General features: G+C 48.4%; 14 protein-coding genes. All 14 read right to left on the minus strand.

Going from position 1 to position 17,087, the window contains the following annotated elements; genetic code table 11:
- Window positions 1-113: 113 nt before the first annotated feature.
- The 14 genes from M0413_RS13605 to traL all read right to left on the minus strand — a co-directional run bounded on the left by M0413_RS13605 (window position 114) and on the right by traL (window position 16,984).
- On the minus strand, window positions 114-1,121 hold the full coding sequence (locus M0413_RS13605; RefSeq protein ID WP_113847801.1) for a TraU family protein: 1,008 nt from the start codon (window positions 1,119-1,121) through the stop codon (window positions 114-116).
- Entirely contained in the window at window positions 1,118-1,789 is a 672-nt protein-coding gene (locus M0413_RS13610; RefSeq protein WP_249554574.1) for an EAL domain-containing protein, read from the minus strand. The genes M0413_RS13605 and M0413_RS13610 overlap by 4 nt, the downstream gene beginning before the upstream one ends.
- Entirely contained in the window at window positions 1,786-3,051 is a 1,266-nt protein-coding gene (locus tag M0413_RS13615; protein ID WP_113847800.1) for a TrbC family F-type conjugative pilus assembly protein, read from the minus strand. Before M0413_RS13615 ends, M0413_RS13610 begins: the two co-directional genes overlap by 4 nt.
- On the minus strand, window positions 3,014-3,544 hold the full coding sequence (locus M0413_RS13620) for a S26 family signal peptidase (RefSeq protein ID WP_022635546.1): 531 nt from the start codon (window positions 3,542-3,544) through the stop codon (window positions 3,014-3,016). The genes M0413_RS13615 and M0413_RS13620 overlap by 38 nt, the downstream gene beginning before the upstream one ends.
- Window positions 3,541-3,858 (minus strand): hypothetical protein, encoded by a 318-nt coding sequence (locus M0413_RS13625; RefSeq protein ID WP_013141553.1) that lies wholly within the window; start codon window positions 3,856-3,858, stop codon window positions 3,541-3,543. The genes M0413_RS13620 and M0413_RS13625 overlap by 4 nt, the downstream gene beginning before the upstream one ends.
- 14 nt (window positions 3,859-3,872) lie before the next feature.
- A complete protein-coding gene (traC, locus tag M0413_RS13630; RefSeq protein WP_210146626.1) occupies window positions 3,873-6,317 on the minus strand; it encodes a type IV secretion system protein TraC in 2,445 nt (814 codons plus the stop codon).
- Complete coding sequence (locus M0413_RS13635) at window positions 6,314-7,021, minus strand: DsbC family protein (RefSeq protein WP_249554575.1); 708 nt, start codon at window positions 7,019-7,021, stop codon at window positions 6,314-6,316. Before M0413_RS13635 ends, traC begins: the two co-directional genes overlap by 4 nt.
- 146 nt (window positions 7,022-7,167) lie before the next feature.
- A complete protein-coding gene (locus M0413_RS13640; protein WP_249554577.1) occupies window positions 7,168-12,699 on the minus strand; it encodes an Ig-like domain-containing protein in 5,532 nt (1,843 codons plus the stop codon).
- A gap of 198 nt (window positions 12,700-12,897) precedes the next feature.
- On the minus strand, window positions 12,898-13,281 hold the full coding sequence (gene traA / locus M0413_RS13645) for a TraA family conjugative transfer protein (protein ID WP_263212276.1): 384 nt from the start codon (window positions 13,279-13,281) through the stop codon (window positions 12,898-12,900).
- Window positions 13,282-13,293: 12 nt separating this feature from the next.
- On the minus strand, window positions 13,294-13,872 hold the full coding sequence (traV, locus tag M0413_RS13650; protein WP_210146623.1) for a type IV conjugative transfer system lipoprotein TraV: 579 nt from the start codon (window positions 13,870-13,872) through the stop codon (window positions 13,294-13,296).
- A complete protein-coding gene (locus tag M0413_RS13655) occupies window positions 13,869-15,179 on the minus strand; it encodes a TraB/VirB10 family protein (RefSeq protein ID WP_210146636.1) in 1,311 nt (436 codons plus the stop codon). The genes traV and M0413_RS13655 overlap by 4 nt, the downstream gene beginning before the upstream one ends.
- Window positions 15,179-16,096: a TraK domain-containing protein gene (locus tag M0413_RS13660; protein ID WP_210146622.1), complete on the minus strand. Its 918-nt coding sequence runs from the start codon at window positions 16,094-16,096 to the stop codon at window positions 15,179-15,181. Before M0413_RS13660 ends, M0413_RS13655 begins: the two co-directional genes overlap by 1 nt.
- Window positions 16,080-16,706: a TraE/TraK family type IV conjugative transfer system protein gene (locus tag M0413_RS13665; protein ID WP_210146621.1), complete on the minus strand. Its 627-nt coding sequence runs from the start codon at window positions 16,704-16,706 to the stop codon at window positions 16,080-16,082. The genes M0413_RS13660 and M0413_RS13665 overlap by 17 nt, the downstream gene beginning before the upstream one ends.
- Window positions 16,703-16,984 (minus strand): type IV conjugative transfer system protein TraL, encoded by a 282-nt coding sequence (traL, locus tag M0413_RS13670; RefSeq protein WP_210146620.1) that lies wholly within the window; start codon window positions 16,982-16,984, stop codon window positions 16,703-16,705. The genes M0413_RS13665 and traL overlap by 4 nt, the downstream gene beginning before the upstream one ends.
- Window positions 16,985-17,087 lie beyond the last annotated feature (103 nt).

Consider the following 17,087-nt stretch of genomic DNA (forward strand, 5'->3'; position numbering starts at 1 on the left):
TGTTCTCCATTTTAACCTTCCCATGCTATCTGAGAAGAGAAGGGCCACCTGTACGTGTAGTGGCCCTTTTGGGGCATAATCAAAAACGCCCATTCAGATTCGTTTGGTGCTGATTAATTGTTGCAGCAATCATTCCATCGCCAGATGGTGTAGATAGGGTCTTGCCCAATTGCCGGTATAGTACGCGCCAGCCCCCAGGTAAGAGTGGATTCACCCATGACATGGGATGAGTTAGTTTCAGGAACAGGATGGAGCAAAGTGAACTTGTACTGGGTTTTGGGTAGTGTCGGGCTGATAACTCCACGACACATAGCATCTGAGCCCATTGTTTTCCACGCTAGGCCACGGCGATGAAGTGCCGCGAGAACACGGGCGCTCAGGAGGCTACTATCACGAATAACGCCTTTACCTCCATTCTGGTTGCCACTAAACGGATAGATTGTCCCCCAAGAACCAGCGCACCAGAAAAGTTGCTTGAGAGGTTTTCCGGCTGTCGATGAAACTGCATCAGTAGTACATGCAGCAGCCGCAATTGGGTTCGCCACAGCGGCGGCTTCCGGATTAGTGAAAAAGGCCAGCTCATCATTGTTCCAAGTAGGGTCAAGCTCCGACATATACATGATGTCGAGATCCATATAGCCATCAGCGTTACATGTTTGCTTTATGAATAGGTCAAGCATGATAAGTAACGGAAAAGCATAGTAGTGATAGTGCATAAACGATCCGTCCCCCCCATCCATATCCCCCATCCCATGATGTCCTTGATTAGTTCTATCAAAAGGGAAACGAGTCCCATTCAACACTGATGAGCATCCAGGTACTCTCTGAAATTCGACCAACCTTGCAGGTTCCCACATGGACGTAGTGACACCTGGCCGAGGGACACCAAGATTGTCATCACATGCACACAATGGTGAAGTGACTGCATCACTTGGGAACGAGCCGCCACCTCCACTTATAGGAACCCCAGCTACTTTGATGGGGAAAATACAGCTCCAGCAAATGTCTGTGATCAGCTTACCGCCGATAACTTCTGCATTCTGGCACCCAGGGTCAGCCGACACCGAGTTAACCCAAAAGACCGCGCTTACGGTCATGATTCGTAGTATTTTTTTTATCATGGTAAGGCCTTTACGTTATTCAAATGTTTATCCATAACAGCAGGCTTTCCATGAAAGAAACCTTGCTGCCATGACAATCCAAGTAATTTGGCGCTCTCGCCTAAAGGAAAGGTTTCTACTTGTTCAGCAATTAACTGAATACCTTTCCTTCGGCAATGGACAATAGCTGGGTAATCTTCGAGAGAGCGAAGCCTTCTCGCGTCAAACTTACAGTAACGCCAGGGATAACCACTCAAACGCTCCAGAGATGAGTGTTTATCTCCATAATCATCAAGGGCTAATTCAACTCCAGTTTCGATCAACGCATCCCATCTGGATGCAAGTGACGCATCCTGAATGCCCTCTGTAATCTCAATCACAAAACGGCCCGAGTGGTTTTGCGCTATGGCATGAATAACCCTTGTCCATGCTTTGAAAATGACATCAGAGCGCAAAGTGTGCTCTGAGACGTTAAGAAAAAGCGTCGGATATAAATCCAAGCATTGATGTAGGTTTTTCTGGATGAACCTTGCCACTTCCATGTCCACCAGCCCCCAATGAGGTTGAGATAACAGACTGGATGGCGTAAGAACCCGGCCTTCGTCGTTCCAGCGAGCCAATACCTCAGCAGCGACAAACGAACCAGTACCGACATCTTTGATTGGTTGGAAAGCCGGGGCAAAAATCATTCATCGCCCTCCTCGGCCAGCTCGCGGACTACGAACATCTTGCCTCTGGAGGTAATCACGCTCGGAGTATGCTCCAGCTCGAAACGAGTAATCAGATCAGGAGTTAGTAGATATACCGGTGCATCAAAGTTGTCGGTGACACTCTTGTAAGAATCCCAGCCTTTGTCTTTATCGAACGAAGTAGCGATGTAGGTGATCCTCTGTACGCCAGGCTCCCGCTTAATTTCAGGCAGTTTTTTGGCGAGCAGCTCCATTTGCTTTTTATCTAATGGGTCGAAAACCACAACAGCCTGGGTGAATGTACGAGTTCCTGGCTTGCAAACTTCTTTCGGGTCGCACAGCGGGTTGATCACATCACCAGCATGAGCAAACACGGTGCCGTCAGGAGTGCTGATGTCACTGGTGATCATCACACTGGGGTCAATCTCTCTGGTTCGAGCTTTAGACGCTCTGGGCAGCTCATTGAAGTTCTGTTTGGTCCAAAATCGCTCAGCAGCCTGTTTCTTCTTATCTTCCCAGTCAATATTGGCAAGGCGTTTCTTGGCAACATCAATAAGATCAGGTTCACCTATCTTCTCTACTGGCCCCCTGACACCAAGATCACCCTTCTCGCCGTTATCAACTTCACGAGCAAGCCATACCGGATCGGACAAACCAGACACTTGGGCAACAACATTTGGCTGCTCTCCCGGCAACGGTTCATCTTCGATCATAACAATCGTCGGGACGGCTGTTATTTTGTACGTTTTGAACAATGTAGGATTGATGATGATGTTCGGCACAGGGTCTTTCTTGGCCGCCAGCGCCTGAATAGCCTTTACCCCCTGCCCCAAGTTCATCCCCTCCGGAATACCACGGAATACAACCACAGCATCAGGCTGACCTGACACTGCCGTTAAGACATCATCTAGCCCCTGTTCGCCAAGAGAAAGTGAAGCGAAAACCAGTATCCGATGATCTGTATAGATACCTTTCTCGGCCTGCTTGAGCTGCATTTCCTTTAGTGTCTGGTTGGTAGACTGGAGCTGCTTGAAAAACGTCTTGGCTTCGGCCTGAGCCTGGTCCATGTGTTGGTTTTGCAACAAAGACGGCATTTCCATCTTCTGAGCTCTTTCGGCTATCTGTTTTCCTTGCTCAATAAGCTCCCTGTCCTGCTCTGTAAGCGGGGATTCTTGAGCGACTCCCCCACCAGCTACAGAAAGCATCAATACCGTTAAAACGGTCTTAGAACAGGGGATATGCGCGGCCAATGATTTGATCATTTTTCACAGTCCCCCAATAGCGTGAGTCGAAACTGAAAGAGCTTTTGCCCATAAACCAGTAGTTGTCATCTTTCAACGTGGATTTGCCGTAAAAATGGCTCTCTGGCAAATGCAGTTTTCCTGCAAGCTGGAGTCCTTCTCCAACGACATCACCGTTGACGGTGATCTTCCATTTATCGTTGATCTCCACCTTGTCCCCCGGCATCCCTGTTAGGATTTTGACCATGCGGGTCCCGTCCTTGTAAAAAGGCTCCATGTTCTTCGCACTAAAGGCGTACACAGCCCCTTTCTCCAATGACTGGTCTTTGAGATCAATGAGGAAGAAGGTATAACCTGGCAGGCATTTCTCTTGCTGTGGATCAATGCCGATTCGGTAGCGACTGGCAAAAGCTGCACCAGCAGCCCACAAAATAAGAAGAGTCACTCCAGCCTTAACAGCGAAGCGCTTCCAGGACTCCTTTTTGACGAAATATTTAGTGAGATGAAATCTCATTTCAGCACCTCCTCTGGGAGATACAAATCGTTTGGCGCACCGACAACAGTGCTTGCATCAAGCACCAAATACCCTGCGTCTTTCAGCTTCAAAATCGCGTTATTGGTATTAACCATCAGTTTTTCCAACTCCTCTTGAGAAGCTCCAGCAGGATATGCAGACGCAACCTTGGCAAAATCGACCACGACTACAGGCGGAGTTTGATTTAAGCGCTCATGGATACTTGCCGTTTGTTCGTTCATTACGAAGTAACTACCACCAAAGCCACCAGCGGCACCAAGAACGGCAGCGATTACGATTGATTTAATGTCCATTAATGTCTCCCTGGTTATGCAGCCTGTTTACGGTTTCGCATCACGGCTTTGATAGCCTCAGGGATGCTCATGCCTTGTTTCACAAACTGGTCGATGGCGTTAACGTCCACCGGATCTGTCGAATACAGCAGCTTCTGGAAGTCGCCCACTATCAAGCGTCCTACCCCCATACCACTTTTCGATTTAATAAAGATTTCTGAGTACACGCCCTGAATGGTGTGTACCGTCTTGAGGGTGTGGAACCCGCCCTCAGAAAGGGTCAGACGACCGCTACGCTTAACGGATTCCACGGTTTCTTCGGTTTGGCCGAGCAGGTACATGCTGGCCGAGTTTTCTGCGATGGCGCGGCCAACAGCGTTTTCATAAAGGTCGTTGATAGACTGGGTTGCAATAACAACTGAACCGCCATACTTACGGAATTTCCGGTAGGCGTGTTCCATAAACGTAGATACTTCACCTTCTTTGAGCAGATCCCATGCTTCATCCACGATGACGACCTTCTTGCGATTACGTTCACCAAGGAATACTTCCTGTTGGATCTGATAGATAAGCTGGAGTAGCACAACCTGACGGAGGTGTTTACGCCCTTGCAGCTCATCGAGCTCCAGTACAGTGAATTGATTCTGGAAGCTGACGTTGTTCTTACGAGAGAAATACTTGCCGTAGCTGCCCTGAGACGTAAAGGCGTAGAGCTGCTGACCAATGTCTCTTAGTCGCATATCTTCACCTTCGAGACAGCGCTCAGCGATGTCGTCAACCTTCATCTCTTTGCCTTTCTCATCCCAAAGACGAGAAAGAACCTGCTTCAACGCAGAGATCTGCCACTCATCCAATAGGCCTTTCGCTGAGGCCATCGCACAAACTAGGCTGACAATCGCGTCCTCTTCGTCTTCATAGTTTTGTATAAGCTCGAACGGGTTAAGACAAACGTGCGTCCCTTCTTCAAAGTGAACAAAGTCACCATTGAGCATTTCCGAAAGTTTCTGGTAAGACTTACCGGCATCAATAACCCAAACCTGGGCTCCCTCGGACAGGTAGGAGAATATTAGTTCGTTGGTAAGGAACGATTTACCCGAGCCAGATTCAGCAGCAATAACCAGGTTTTTGTTCGTGTTACTGTCGTGAAGAGACAAACTCATGAGCTGGCCGTTGCGCGAAATCAGCGCAGCATGGTAGGTCCCAGTTCCCTTCCACTCACCAAACACCGGCAACACTACAGCGGCCTGCTCGGTTGTCATGGTCTTATAGCGAAATAGATCTCTTACCGCGTCACGGTCGGTGCAGAATGGCAGACAGTTGAGGAACATCGGCAAAGCAACGAACTTATCCTCCATCAGCTCGAATCGAGATTCACGCCAAATGTTTCGTGCTGCCATCGCCGCAGCTTCAACACGCTCTTTGGTCGGAGCAAACAAGACCACCGAGTAAGAGATCTTGACGGGCTTAGATCCCTCTTTCATGGACTCATAGAGAGTGTCGAAACTCTCCTTTTTATCAGCAAGCACCGGCACGAACTTGAGCATGGGTCCGTAGGCTTGGTTTACTGTGAATTGTCGCTTTCGCTCCAGAGTATTTTTCGTACTCTCTGCCTCGGGGAAAAACACGTTGGTCACGACCATGTAGTTTTCTTTGATGCTGGAGTTACCGCCACTCAGATCACCTGCATAGGTCAACGCATCACCGAAGTAGAAAACATCAGGCAGTTTCTTCGCTGACATGACTTTTGCGTGGTAATCACCCAGTCTGAGACCGTTCTTACTGACTTCTACATCGGTGCCGTAATCGAAGATTTGCTCGCAGATAGGCTTATCCATTTCCCAGTCAACAGCATCATGCCTCCACGACGCATCAGGCCCCCAGTTCAGGATTGTGCTCATGATCCGGATGTAGTTCACAGCAGTCATGGTCCGAGGGCGAAGGCCAACGGTTTGAAGTGACGACTCTACCTTCGTGCGGAGCTGGGCGAGGTTTTGGAGCTCGCTTTCACTCGGGTTGTTGTTATTGATTGGAACTTTGCATGTAACAAACAGCTTGAGATCTTGAATCAGGCCATTGTCGTAGGTGCCTTTGTTGGTCTTGGCAGATATGCGGTCAGTAGTGTGGTGCTGTAGGAAGTTGATTCTTTCCTTAATAACAGATGTCAGAAGCTCGTGACGGAATCCATCACGCAACCCCATCATCCGATACATCTCCTGGTTGATGTCCGGTGATCGGAACAGAACAAACTGGAGCGTGGCTTTAGATGGAAATTCTTGGTTCAGGAAGCCGTTCATCCGCTCTTGAACTTTTTCATCGGCACCACATAGAGGCTCACACATGAAGCCAAAACCAACGCTGTGGTCGTCCATAAGGAAGACGTGATCGTCTTCGTCATAGGCCAAAACAGGAATAATCCCGGCAGCTCGCAAATGCTCCGGGATCAACGTTTCTTGGAGTTTCTTTTTAATGGTTACGATCATTCAGCACTCTCCAACCATGATTTCATGTTCTTTGGGCGTCCCTTACTAACGCGGCCATCAGGAGCAACAACGAACGGAACTCCTTCAATCCCAATGAAGTGGGCTGTCAACAGCGTTTGGTCATACTGACCGGGGTCGCAATTTTCTTTTGAAGAAAGTGTGCCCAAGGTGTTATTCATCAGCGCATCGAGCGCATGAGTCTTGTCTTTCGCGCAGTACAAGTTCTTGGCGAGTCGATTAGACTCAGCTCCCAGAGCGGGAATTACGACGATTTTGAAGGTGTACTCATCTGCCAACGACTCGGACTCATCTATGAGCTTGTGACAAACAGCACATCGAGGATCGACAAATATCACGACTTCTTTGTCACCGTGCCCCATCGAGAGGGTGTTCAGCGAGTCCACGTCCATGCCCATGTTCTTGAAGTGAATACGCTCTGCCACATCGCGCATCTGGGACATAGTGTTGAGTGGTTTTTTGCTCCAAAGGTCGTAGATTTGTCCTGAAATAACAAAACGGCCGTTTTCGGAAAGGAACATTATTTGTCCGTCACTCTGAACGGCTCGAACCCCCTGAATGGGCAGCTTCACGATGTCCTCTATCTTTGCTGCTCTTGGATCGGTGATTTCCAATTTCGATGACGCATGAGCAGTGCCGGTAATAATCCCGAACACCATCATCGCCCCAAGTAATTTTGTCCGCATGTTTATCCCCTAAGATTGGATTACTGGATGCTGGGCAGTGTATCTGGGGGATGGGAACAGACTCGCCTCTGTAATAGCCCAATTTGGACAACTCCAGCGAGTTACAAAAAAGCCCGGTCTAAAACCGGGCTTTGGAAGGATGAACCTTAGTTCATAGTGACAGCTTCGGACCGGCCTCCAGAGTCGTCGATCCCAACCAAAGAAATGGTTGGCATCGCTTCATATGAGCCCTTGCTGATAGTTAATCGATCAGAACTGATACTTTTTAACTCTCCAGCAATGGTCCACTCATAGGACTTCATGCGACCATCGGTGTCTTCGCAGCTCGCATAGACGATCCACGAACCAACAGTTTCTCTTGAGCTCAAGCTACATGCTGGCAGTTTATTTTCGGCTACATTGATGTTCACCTCACCCTCAGCTTCATGCCCCATTTCAGAGGTTATTTTTAGCTTGATGCTGTGCTCACCAGCTCCAAGGCGAGTTCTAACGTAATACCCTCCACCGTCAATTAGTGTTCCATTGACAGAGAACAACCGAGAAGCAATACGATCTTTTGGATGACCTCCAGAAACATATGGACGAAGTAAAACATCAAGAGGCTCTCGCTCGAACGGGTTTGAGCCTGAATATTGAAGATCAACTACATAAGGTGCAGCTTGTCCAACTTTAAGAGGCTGTTCAATAACAAACTCATGCCCTCTAGCATCACGGATATTCACCTTAATGGTATAATCACCAGGCTCATTTACAACAAAAGACCGCAAGGTTCCTTGTTTTTGGTCTTCAATAATGACACCTTTTGGTAAGTCCCAATCGTAGGTTGGATCTTCTAGTTTTCCATTAAATGCAATGGCACGTACTGATGCTGTTACTGTCGCCGGAGCAACGCTCGCGTCAACCCTGACCTGCATTCCGAACTTGGGCCAAACATATTGCCAGACTCGGGTTCGCAAACTATGAGAAGCCTCGGCCCCTTTTTCTCGGTATCCTTCAATCCAAACAGTATATTTAATGTCAATATTGTTCTGACTGAGATCGGATTCGGTAGGCGTATACTCAAGGGTATCTCCATTAACGATTGTCCCGTTAGGTAGTGTAAAGAATCCATTCATTGTCACTTCCATACCACGATAAGGAAGACTTGTTTCTGCTTTGAAAGTGTAAACTTTACCGGTCTCAATGAGGCTTGGTCCAGTTACTCTAGGGCGAGGAGGCTTAACAGCAACAAAGTCAACAGACATTTTTGACGTCTCATAAGCGTAGCTGTCATCCGGTGGGGCTGAGATTGAACGAACTCTGCTCCACAAGCGATACCTAGTTACCTCATCGCTAGACAGAGTAATGTTTTTCCCTGTCTCAGAGTATGTTTTCCCGCCATCTGTAGACCATTCAACTATCGCATCGCTATCCTTAATTTCTTCGTCATTCAACGTTAGATTTGCGATGTACTGCCCTTCACTTCCTATAAACAAAGTCGCTGGGCCAGAAACCGAAATCTTTGGTTTATCGTATGCGATGATACTAACAACCTCAGTGTACTGCTCTGCTCCAGAGTTAATGTTAAACACTTTAGCGCGAACCTTGTACTCTCCTTTTTCAAAGGTTCTAACAAGTTGATACTTATAGCGATCCTCCGGAGTAAACTGCTCCCATGTTTTTCCATCATCAGCGCTGGTTTCCCATATAACTTTTCCCGTAGCACGCACATCCTGACGATCATTCAGCGCTAGTTTAAAAACCGACGTGAACGGAGCTTGTCCTGATAGTTTGCGTGACTGAACATCAGCACCAATAGCGCCACCTTTTAGAACAGTCAAAAAAGCCGGTCTAAGAGATGTCTCTGTTCGGTTATACCCCTCAACAGGGCTTTCCAAAACAGCCTCAGCAACGATACGAATCGAGGACGAATCTACGCCTTTGATATTTACCGAAAACTGTGCTTCGCCATTTTCTGCAAAAACAAAGTCTGTTAATGGCTCGGTCTCGTTGTAAACTTTCTGACGAATAAGCCGTACCTTCCATTTCCCCATAGTTTTTTCATCGTAACCACCATCAGGTTTGTACTGATCACGAATGAGAACTTTGATAGGCAATGCCTGGGTATCAATAGCAGTATCACCTTCAACTTCAACGATAGGGCGGATGCTATCGGAAGGTGCGGCTATAGCCTTGTAAACAACTTCCGTCTTAACATCAGGCACCTTATTGTAAGTCGCATTCACTTTGTAGGTAGTTTCCTCCCACAAAGGCCTCTCATCGGTATTGATGCGACGATACACCTTGTTGTATGCCCCACTACCTGGAGAGAAAGTTTCAGACTCCAGGACGCTTGAGTTGCGCGAGATGGAAATGTCCAGTGCCGCTCGCTCAGAGTTGATTATTACGTCTCCAAGATAGTTACCGGTCATTGGCACCATGTAGATGTTGTTTTTGAAGTTGTACTTTGAGGACAGAGCAACAGTCGGTGCTGGGGGGTCAACAGCTTCAATGTTGAAGATCTCATCATTCAACGTCACCCGAGTTCCATTGCGGGTAAAGATGCTTACACGCCACCCCATAGGATGTACACCATTCTCAGCCAAGGAACCCGACAGATAAGGTGATTCCGATAATTGGTCTTGAACCAATCCATTAGGGATCTGCTGCCACTCAAATAGACAGGCGCGACTAGCGCTCCCGACAGCCTTGCTCGCAGCCTCTTTTTTCGCACGATCTGCATTGAGGGTAATCGAACAGTCTGGCCCCTTGGACTGTTTGAAGTTCACATTAAAGTCTTCAATAACGCGGTTCACCTGAGCAATATCATCTATCGGGGTGTAACTAACAGAACCATAAGCTGTAGTTACCGTCAGGTTCTGAGAGCCTGAACCAACCTTCACCTTGGAGCCATCACCACTGAACAGGTACAGGCTATATTCGACAGGTTGTTCACCAATGCTCACCGCCTGACCGACCAGTCCAGCAACCTTCATACCGTTGTTGTCCTGTGTCGTTTGTTCCGCTTCATCCGGAGTTCTGTCCCACTGGAGCAAACATACCGGATCACGAATCGGGTCTGCGGCCATAGCCACATCTGCTTTCGTAGTAAACCGGCAAGGAACGCCAAGTTCTGGTAAGGCATAGATTTTCACCGGGTCAATAACCTGGCGAATTGTCCATGACTCGGCAGAGAGTTTAGCTGCACCTTTCCAAGTATTGATGTCTACAACCAGGATGGGTGAGTTCGGCGCAGAAGTCATGACAAGAAGGCTGGAAGAGCCTACCTCATCAGGTACAGCAGGTTTAACAGGGATACTCAAGCGTCCACCTGATGCACCAAAATCATGTTGGCTCATGATTCCCATTGTCTGGCCCGGCTCGATGCGAACACCATTAACAACCAGCGGCACTTGTGCATCAGAGCGGAGAGTCGCAAACACGTCATATGAACCTGTCACGACAGCACCATCACTGAGCGTCAGCGGTTTAGTCTCAATGATCCGTTTGCCATCCGCATGAACAAATTCATGAGTGACAGCAGGAATCATGACCTTCCCGTCCATACCATCCGCCAACATCACCTGACGAGGCTTGTACTCGAAGCCAACAGCCTTTTGTACCGCGTTGCCTTGGGCGTCCTCTCCCGCCACAGTCAGCGAGTAAGATTCCCCTTCTTTCAAAGACGGGAACATTACCGGGTACTCAAGGCGGAATCGCCCTTTCGACTCTTCGCGCCAGGACAACTGAACCTTGTCATCGGCTGGGCCTCCGACGAGGGCAATAGAGGTCAGCTTAGGACTCGGGTCGGCAGTATCAGTCAAGGTGATTACAACATCATCCAAAGACTGGATTGGTGCTCCATCACTGATCGATACGGTTAGTGTCGGCGCTGAATTATCTATGCTCATAGCATATTGGGAGCCAGTGAATACCTGCTTAACCTCATTACCGAAAGCATCTTTAGCTACGAGAGATATGCCGGTATATGTGCCCTCTGACAGATTCTCAGCAGAAAATGTGAAAAACCAATCATTTGTGCTACTACGAAGAACTTCAGTACGAGACAACGGACGTTCTTCGCCAGTCGAGGTTATCGCAGACGCACTTGAGTTGGTAGAAATAACCCACTGGTTAACACCCCATCCGTCAAATGAATCAGGCTCACGGAAATGAGCTTTAAAAATCCGCCCATTTCGTTCTAACCCAGCAATTTCAGGAGGGTTAAGGTCATAGCAGAACGATGCCCCAATCCGATCAGACGGAAGTTCAGGCTTCCCTTCCGGTCGAGACCAATATCCAGGCCACGAACATGAGCGCCCACTGAACGATATATCCGTATCCACTTCTGCATAAGAAGCATTTGCCGGAATTTTAGTAGTAGGCAACCAAGTTCCCCATAACTCCTGAGCGTAAGGTCTCGGCTCAACATGAAATCTCAGTTTTTTATAATGGTTAACTGAGCTCATATTAATGGTTTCACCGCGGACCCACTGACCATCATCCCTAAGATATTCAACATACTTACCGTTGGGAGCCAAGCTAACCGATGGATCAGTTTTCACACTGACGGATGTATTACCAAGAGAGTTCATAACCCAGTCGTAAATAATAAACGACTTAGTTTTTGTCCCATGTTGCTGGAATACATCAGCTTGCGTCTGCCGATAATCATATGTACCGTCTTCGGCAATGATATTGCCTTCAATACAGTTTTTATAATCACACCAGTTACCGCTTTGAGCACCGTAAGGTGAAGAAGGATAGGAGTTTGTTTTGGGTATCCGGTAGAGCACCCTGTAGGTATCGGAATAAATGGTCATTCCGTTCTGATAAGGCGCAAAACCTGATAGGGCCTGACCATTAACCTTAAAAGTTGAGGCCTGCGGGTTCTTAGGGTCATACACTGCTACTGGCTCAGGATTCTCTCCAGACTTTGCACCTACTGAATCCCAAGCAATAGGATAGGCTATTGACCCTTTGTTCCCTGCTTTATCCAGGGCCTCGAAATGAAGCGTATATCGATCCTCCCCATTAGGGAACACAGTGCTCCAGTTCAACAACTGGCCTTGGCCGTTGGCGTAATTAACCGAGACAACAGGACTACTCTTGCCTTTGCTATCTACAGCATACGCCTGTATAGAGGAAACCGAAGAACCGGCATCAGATGCAGACACATCTATACCTGAAAATCGGTTAGGACCTAGCAGTAGCGTTCCATCAGAAAGCGCCCGGATCCATTCCCCTTTTACTGTCACGTTTGCCAAACTTGGCGCTGTCGTATCGACTTGAAGCGGGTATTCATCAGTCTGAACGGAACTTCCGTCTGACGCCAGTATTTCGGCCCTTAGTTTGTAGACTCCCTCGGAAGGAGCTGGTAGTTGAAGTTCCGCACCATAGTAGGATTTTCCACCTACTGTAATGCGATCTGTAGCCCCAAGAAGGTGGCTGGTCGCTGTCGAAACCACTGTTCCATCCGACCGAAGTACCGAGATCTTGACCTTTCGGTCGATACCGGCACTCAAGGCAAACGAAACGTTGCCCGTCGGGTTGGCATAGTTAGCATTCGGAGGCAGAGACCTTTGGGCACCATTTGGAGCCTTGAAGGTATATTCCAGCAACTCTGCATGAGCAGCTCCAGCGGTAAGAACCGCCAAAGCTCCCAGCAACGCCGGAAGTTTAGGCTTGAAATTGATCATCGCATTCTCCATTAGTTTGAGTTACAGGAACCCAGTAATGGAGGTTAAGGGAGTGTTGACAAAAACACGGGCTGTGAAAGTGCCCTTTTTGAGCAAACGAGGAAAGAGTTTAGATTTGTTACGACTAGACTTTTTACAAAAAATAAGAGCAGCTTTTATGCTGCCCTTATTACGCCATCATTAACGGCGAAGTATCTTTTACACACCCAATCCATTACTGAGTTGCACAACCGTCGGAATAACCTTCTCTGCATGTTCCAGAGTGGCAGACATGATGGATTCTACTACTAACGGGGAGTTGTACAGACCCATACCGCCACCGATACCCATAGCGAAGGCCATGAGACTTTGGCGAGCGATACCACCGACAACACCTACGAGGATCATCGCACCCGCAACGATCCGACCCAAAGTACCCTGGGTCCAATCCTTGAGAGTTTCCCATACATCATCAAAAGCACCGCCACCAGTACCGGCATAAGCCTGATCTGGCACGAGTAGGAATACTACCACCAGCAACCCCATAAAAAGCAAGATTGCGTTGTTTTTACTTGAGGCATTCGCCAACTGATTTACGTTCATCAAGAACATCTCCTATTTAGTTGTTTCAGACTTCGGTTCGTGTGTTACCGTTTGCAGCGGTCTCAAAACTGGCTCACTTTGCGGTGTGCCATCCCCAATTACCCACCTGCGCGGTTCGATTTCGGTGTAGACATACCCTGTCACGATGAGATCACCATTGGTGTCCTCCCAGGGAGCTACCCAAATCCGCATAACCTGCGCGGGTGTGCGAATTGGAATTGGGCGATCCGGAAGACGTGGTGCGACATAATTGTCGATAACCGAATCCCCGGAGTTAGATGAGCTCACTGAAACGTCAGAGGAACCTCCGCCATCCGCTTCCGCTTTGGCCTCGACTTCCTCAGGCTTCATTGGGCGAGGGACATTTCCGTCATTAGTTGCGGCGTAAACGTCTCTCGCTGACATACACTGAACACCACTCGGCATTCCCGGACAGCTATACTCATCGCTACCGATGTTGAGTGAGGAACAGCCCGACAGAACTAGAAGAACTGCTCCCACCCCCAACATCTTTGCGGATCTTACAGCCTGTTCCTTTTGAGCCTTGCCTCTGGAACTGCCCTTTCTGGTCAAAATGTTCAAAATTTTCATTTCTTATTGCCCCCATTGGAACGAATTTGTAACTTGGTGCCCTTTGTCACAATGATGTCTACTTGGCGGCCAGCATCAACCTCGATGACCGGGAAGATACCTTCGGCCATGTCGATGTAGAATTGAGCGATACGGTCAAGCGCCTTACTAGCCCCCTTCGCAGCAGCCCCCTGAAACATCTGTTCAGAGAAAACTGACTGATACTGGGTATTTGAGCCAGGGTTGGTGTTAACAACTGGTACAGGGTTAACATCAAAGGCCTCAGACACGCCGCCAAGAAACCCAGCCATCAAGCTCTTGGCAATAATCTGCCCTTGCTTCGATACAACGCGGCCTCGAACACCAGCTTTTCCGTCCTCACCAACCGCATAAGAATCAAGCCTCGCTTCAATCACGCCACCGTCTTCCCTGACACAAGAGAATGTCTCACCGCGTAGGTAGGCTCGTTCAGAACTAAGGTCGCCATAGCCTGAAACAATCAGGAAACACTCTCTGACATCCGCACGGAAACGATTAGGCAATATGGCTTCTTTCTGAATCCGAAGAGTTGAAGGGAATGGATCTCGTCTGGCACCTTGGGAAGTAGGTGCATCCATACCGTTGATAAGTACACCTGTCAGGATGGAACCTGACGGTAGATATAGGGACTCATCATCTTTGTCGTCTTTCACATCAACTTCTGGGGCCTTCTGTGAGTAGCTCACAATCTGAATGCCTGGCTTAGTGGCATCACGGCCATCACCTTTGCCTGTTGCTGGAGCTCCACCCTTCGAGTCAGGGAGTGGTGCGTCACGGAAAAAAGATGCAGGATCTTTGTAGTCGAGCTTTTTCTCCATGAACCGCCCATCTTCACCAGATGCAATTGCACCATCAACATCGGTTCTAGCATCCCCTGTTGAAGAGGATTTTTTTCCGCCATTTTCAACCTTCTTTGCCAGTTCCATGTTTTTCTGAGTCAGAAGCTCAATGTCTTGACGTAGACGAGTAATATCTCTACCAACATCGCTGGATTTACCGGCAGTATCCTTTGTTTGCTCCAGCTCTCTTTTAACTTTCTCCAGCTCCTTTTTCAGGTCTGAGTTCTCACGAGACACCATCTTCACATCGGCAGACAGCGAATCTATCCCTATCTCACGGGTGTTTTTGTCTGTAAGAACATGCTTGATGGTTTCTTGCCTACCGCGTTTTTCTTCCTTCTTCGGCTCACCAGAGAACATCGTCACTACTGCAAAAAGAACGAATAGGCCACCAGCAATTGCTACCCAGCGTTTCTTTTGGGGGTCTAGCTCAGTCCAGAATCGTTTGATCATTGACCACCTCCCAAAAGCGAAGGGCGCTTAGACGTTGGAGCAATTCCACGCTTTTGTTTCTTCGCTACATAGAGTTCCGTTTTCTGGCCGGGCTCAAGCACGTTGAGCGGCCACGTAGTAACAGCAGCGACATCCCAGCTTCCACAAAGAGCCTCTTTGAACTCGATAGGCTGTTCAGAAACGTTCTGTGCTACACCGATGAATACATTTAGGTGATGCCCCATCATGTATTGCCCTTTACCGAAATCCACCTTAATCCCAGGGTGTGAGCAACTAGGTACAGCGACTCCGGCAGGGATACGGTTCAACGTGTAACCCTGTGGAACTTCCCCGATGGCAATTTTCCTGAACACAGAGCGGATAGTTTCGACGTAAGGCTGACTCTGCTCCCAAGCCTCAGCCTTGGAATTAGCAAATGCCCCACTGATCCCTACACCACCATCGAGTTTGAGAAATACTTCTCTAGGCGGAATACGGCGAGGAACCATAGTCAGGCTTAATGCTTGGGCTTCTGAGCCTTTTTCCGTAATGAACATAGTCACAGGATATTGTTTATCCGTAGCAACATAGACCACGTTCTCTTTGATACAAACCTCACCGCATTGACCGTTTTCGTTTGCTCCAGTCAGGGAAGTGGAGACAATCTCTGGATTACTGAAAGGTGTTACAACACGATTGGGATGACCAATGGCAATAGGGATTATTTGGTTTACGCCGGGCTGCATCGTCAGCATGGGGTTTTCATTTACATGACCCACTACTTCACTGGCGTTTTGTCCCGACGTCACAGGGGCTGGAACGTCTTTTTTCATAACGCTTGCCGGGACAACAGGAATATCATCCGAGGCATAGGCCATTGATGTTCCAAGCGCCAAGGACAGCGCCAGAAGCGAAATTTTAGCGTTGTTCTTCATTCTTTCTCCGGTTCTCTTCTTTGCGCTGGAGTTGCTCCAAAACAGCTTTGGTGCGTGGCTTTCCTACATAGGTGTCGATGTAGTCCAGCACGGGCGCGTAGTTTGAAATCTTGATAGCGAACTCGTAGGAGCGTTCGCTACGTTCCTCGTTAGAAGAAGCCCCTTTGACATAGGAATATCCGTAGACAAAAACCTTGTCGCTCTTGGGCTCATACTCAACAAATCTCTGCTCGAACCTCATGGTTACTCGGTCGTTCTTGATCTGCTGAGCTTGAATTTCGATGGCATCAATCACGTCTTGATAGATGCTCGGGGAGAGAAGCGGGGTAAGCCGTTCCTTAACGAAATCCACAGTTCCGGGAGTCACGTTCCCAAGCAACTGGGCAAAGGCAAAACCCCAAGCCTCTTTGTATGACTGGGAGGCGTTGTTTTTTGTCACCCAGGCTTCTTCTGTCAGAGTGAACGGCTGCATAGTCACAATTGTTTCCTTGCTGAATACCTGGATAACTAGCAACAAAACGATTGCGATGAGACCACCCTGAAAGACTCGACCCCACTTATTTTCTGTTTGGGTCCCTTCCCAGGTCTTGAGATACTTTTTAAAGTTCAAGGCAAATACCTCCGGACAAACGGGTTCTTGAGAGATTTGGCCTTGGTCATGATGAACCCGGCCCAGTAGATCATGTGGAGCAGGTATCCATCCGGATGGTTATCCCTGAACCGTCGATAAAGGTTGGTTACAAGTACCCCCCCTAAAAAGCAGATCAAGGCCTTACCGATGATAACCCCTATAGTCAGTCCCAAAAGCATTGGGGCCAACTCATCTGCGCTCCACAACAGCAGATGCGGTGGCTCATCAACCCGGCGCGGTATCTTTACAGGCTTCATAGCAACCCTCTTCTTTTCCTAGTGGACTGTATTCTCATTCAAGGGCACTAATTTTTTGCCACGGCTTCGCGCCCTTTTCGGGCACTTCCAGCGACAAATAAAA

It is taken from the genome of Shewanella sp. 8A (assembly GCF_023475945.1).
Lineage (GTDB): Bacteria > Pseudomonadota > Gammaproteobacteria > Enterobacterales > Shewanellaceae > Shewanella > Shewanella xiamenensis.

Bases quoted from the DNA above. Each gene is read 5' to 3' on its own strand.
- traA (WP_263212276.1), bottom strand. From the start codon at position 13,281: ATGAACGTAAATCAGTTGGCGAATGCCTCAAGTAAAAACAACGCAATC.
- M0413_RS13605 (WP_113847801.1), bottom strand. From the start codon at position 1,121: ATGATAAAAAAAATACTACGAATCATGACCGTAAGCGCGGTCTTTTGG.
- M0413_RS13660 (WP_210146622.1), bottom strand. From the start codon at position 16,096: ATGAAGAACAACGCTAAAATTTCGCTTCTGGCGCTGTCCTTGGCGCTT.
- traL (WP_210146620.1), bottom strand. From the start codon at position 16,984: ATGAAGCCTGTAAAGATACCGCGCCGGGTTGATGAGCCACCGCATCTG.
- M0413_RS13640 (WP_249554577.1), bottom strand. From the start codon at position 12,699: ATGATCAATTTCAAGCCTAAACTTCCGGCGTTGCTGGGAGCTTTGGCG.
- M0413_RS13635 (WP_249554575.1), bottom strand. From the start codon at position 7,021: ATGCGGACAAAATTACTTGGGGCGATGATGGTGTTCGGGATTATTACC.
- M0413_RS13610 (WP_249554574.1), bottom strand. From the start codon at position 1,789: ATGATTTTTGCCCCGGCTTTCCAACCAATCAAAGATGTCGGTACTGGT.
- M0413_RS13625 (WP_013141553.1), bottom strand. From the start codon at position 3,858: ATGGACATTAAATCAATCGTAATCGCTGCCGTTCTTGGTGCCGCTGGT.
- traC (WP_210146626.1), bottom strand. From the start codon at position 6,317: ATGATCGTAACCATTAAAAAGAAACTCCAAGAAACGTTGATCCCGGAG.
- traV (WP_210146623.1), bottom strand. From the start codon at position 13,872: ATGAAAATTTTGAACATTTTGACCAGAAAGGGCAGTTCCAGAGGCAAG.
- M0413_RS13615 (WP_113847800.1), bottom strand. From the start codon at position 3,051: ATGATCAAATCATTGGCCGCGCATATCCCCTGTTCTAAGACCGTTTTA.
- M0413_RS13620 (WP_022635546.1), bottom strand. From the start codon at position 3,544: ATGAGATTTCATCTCACTAAATATTTCGTCAAAAAGGAGTCCTGGAAG.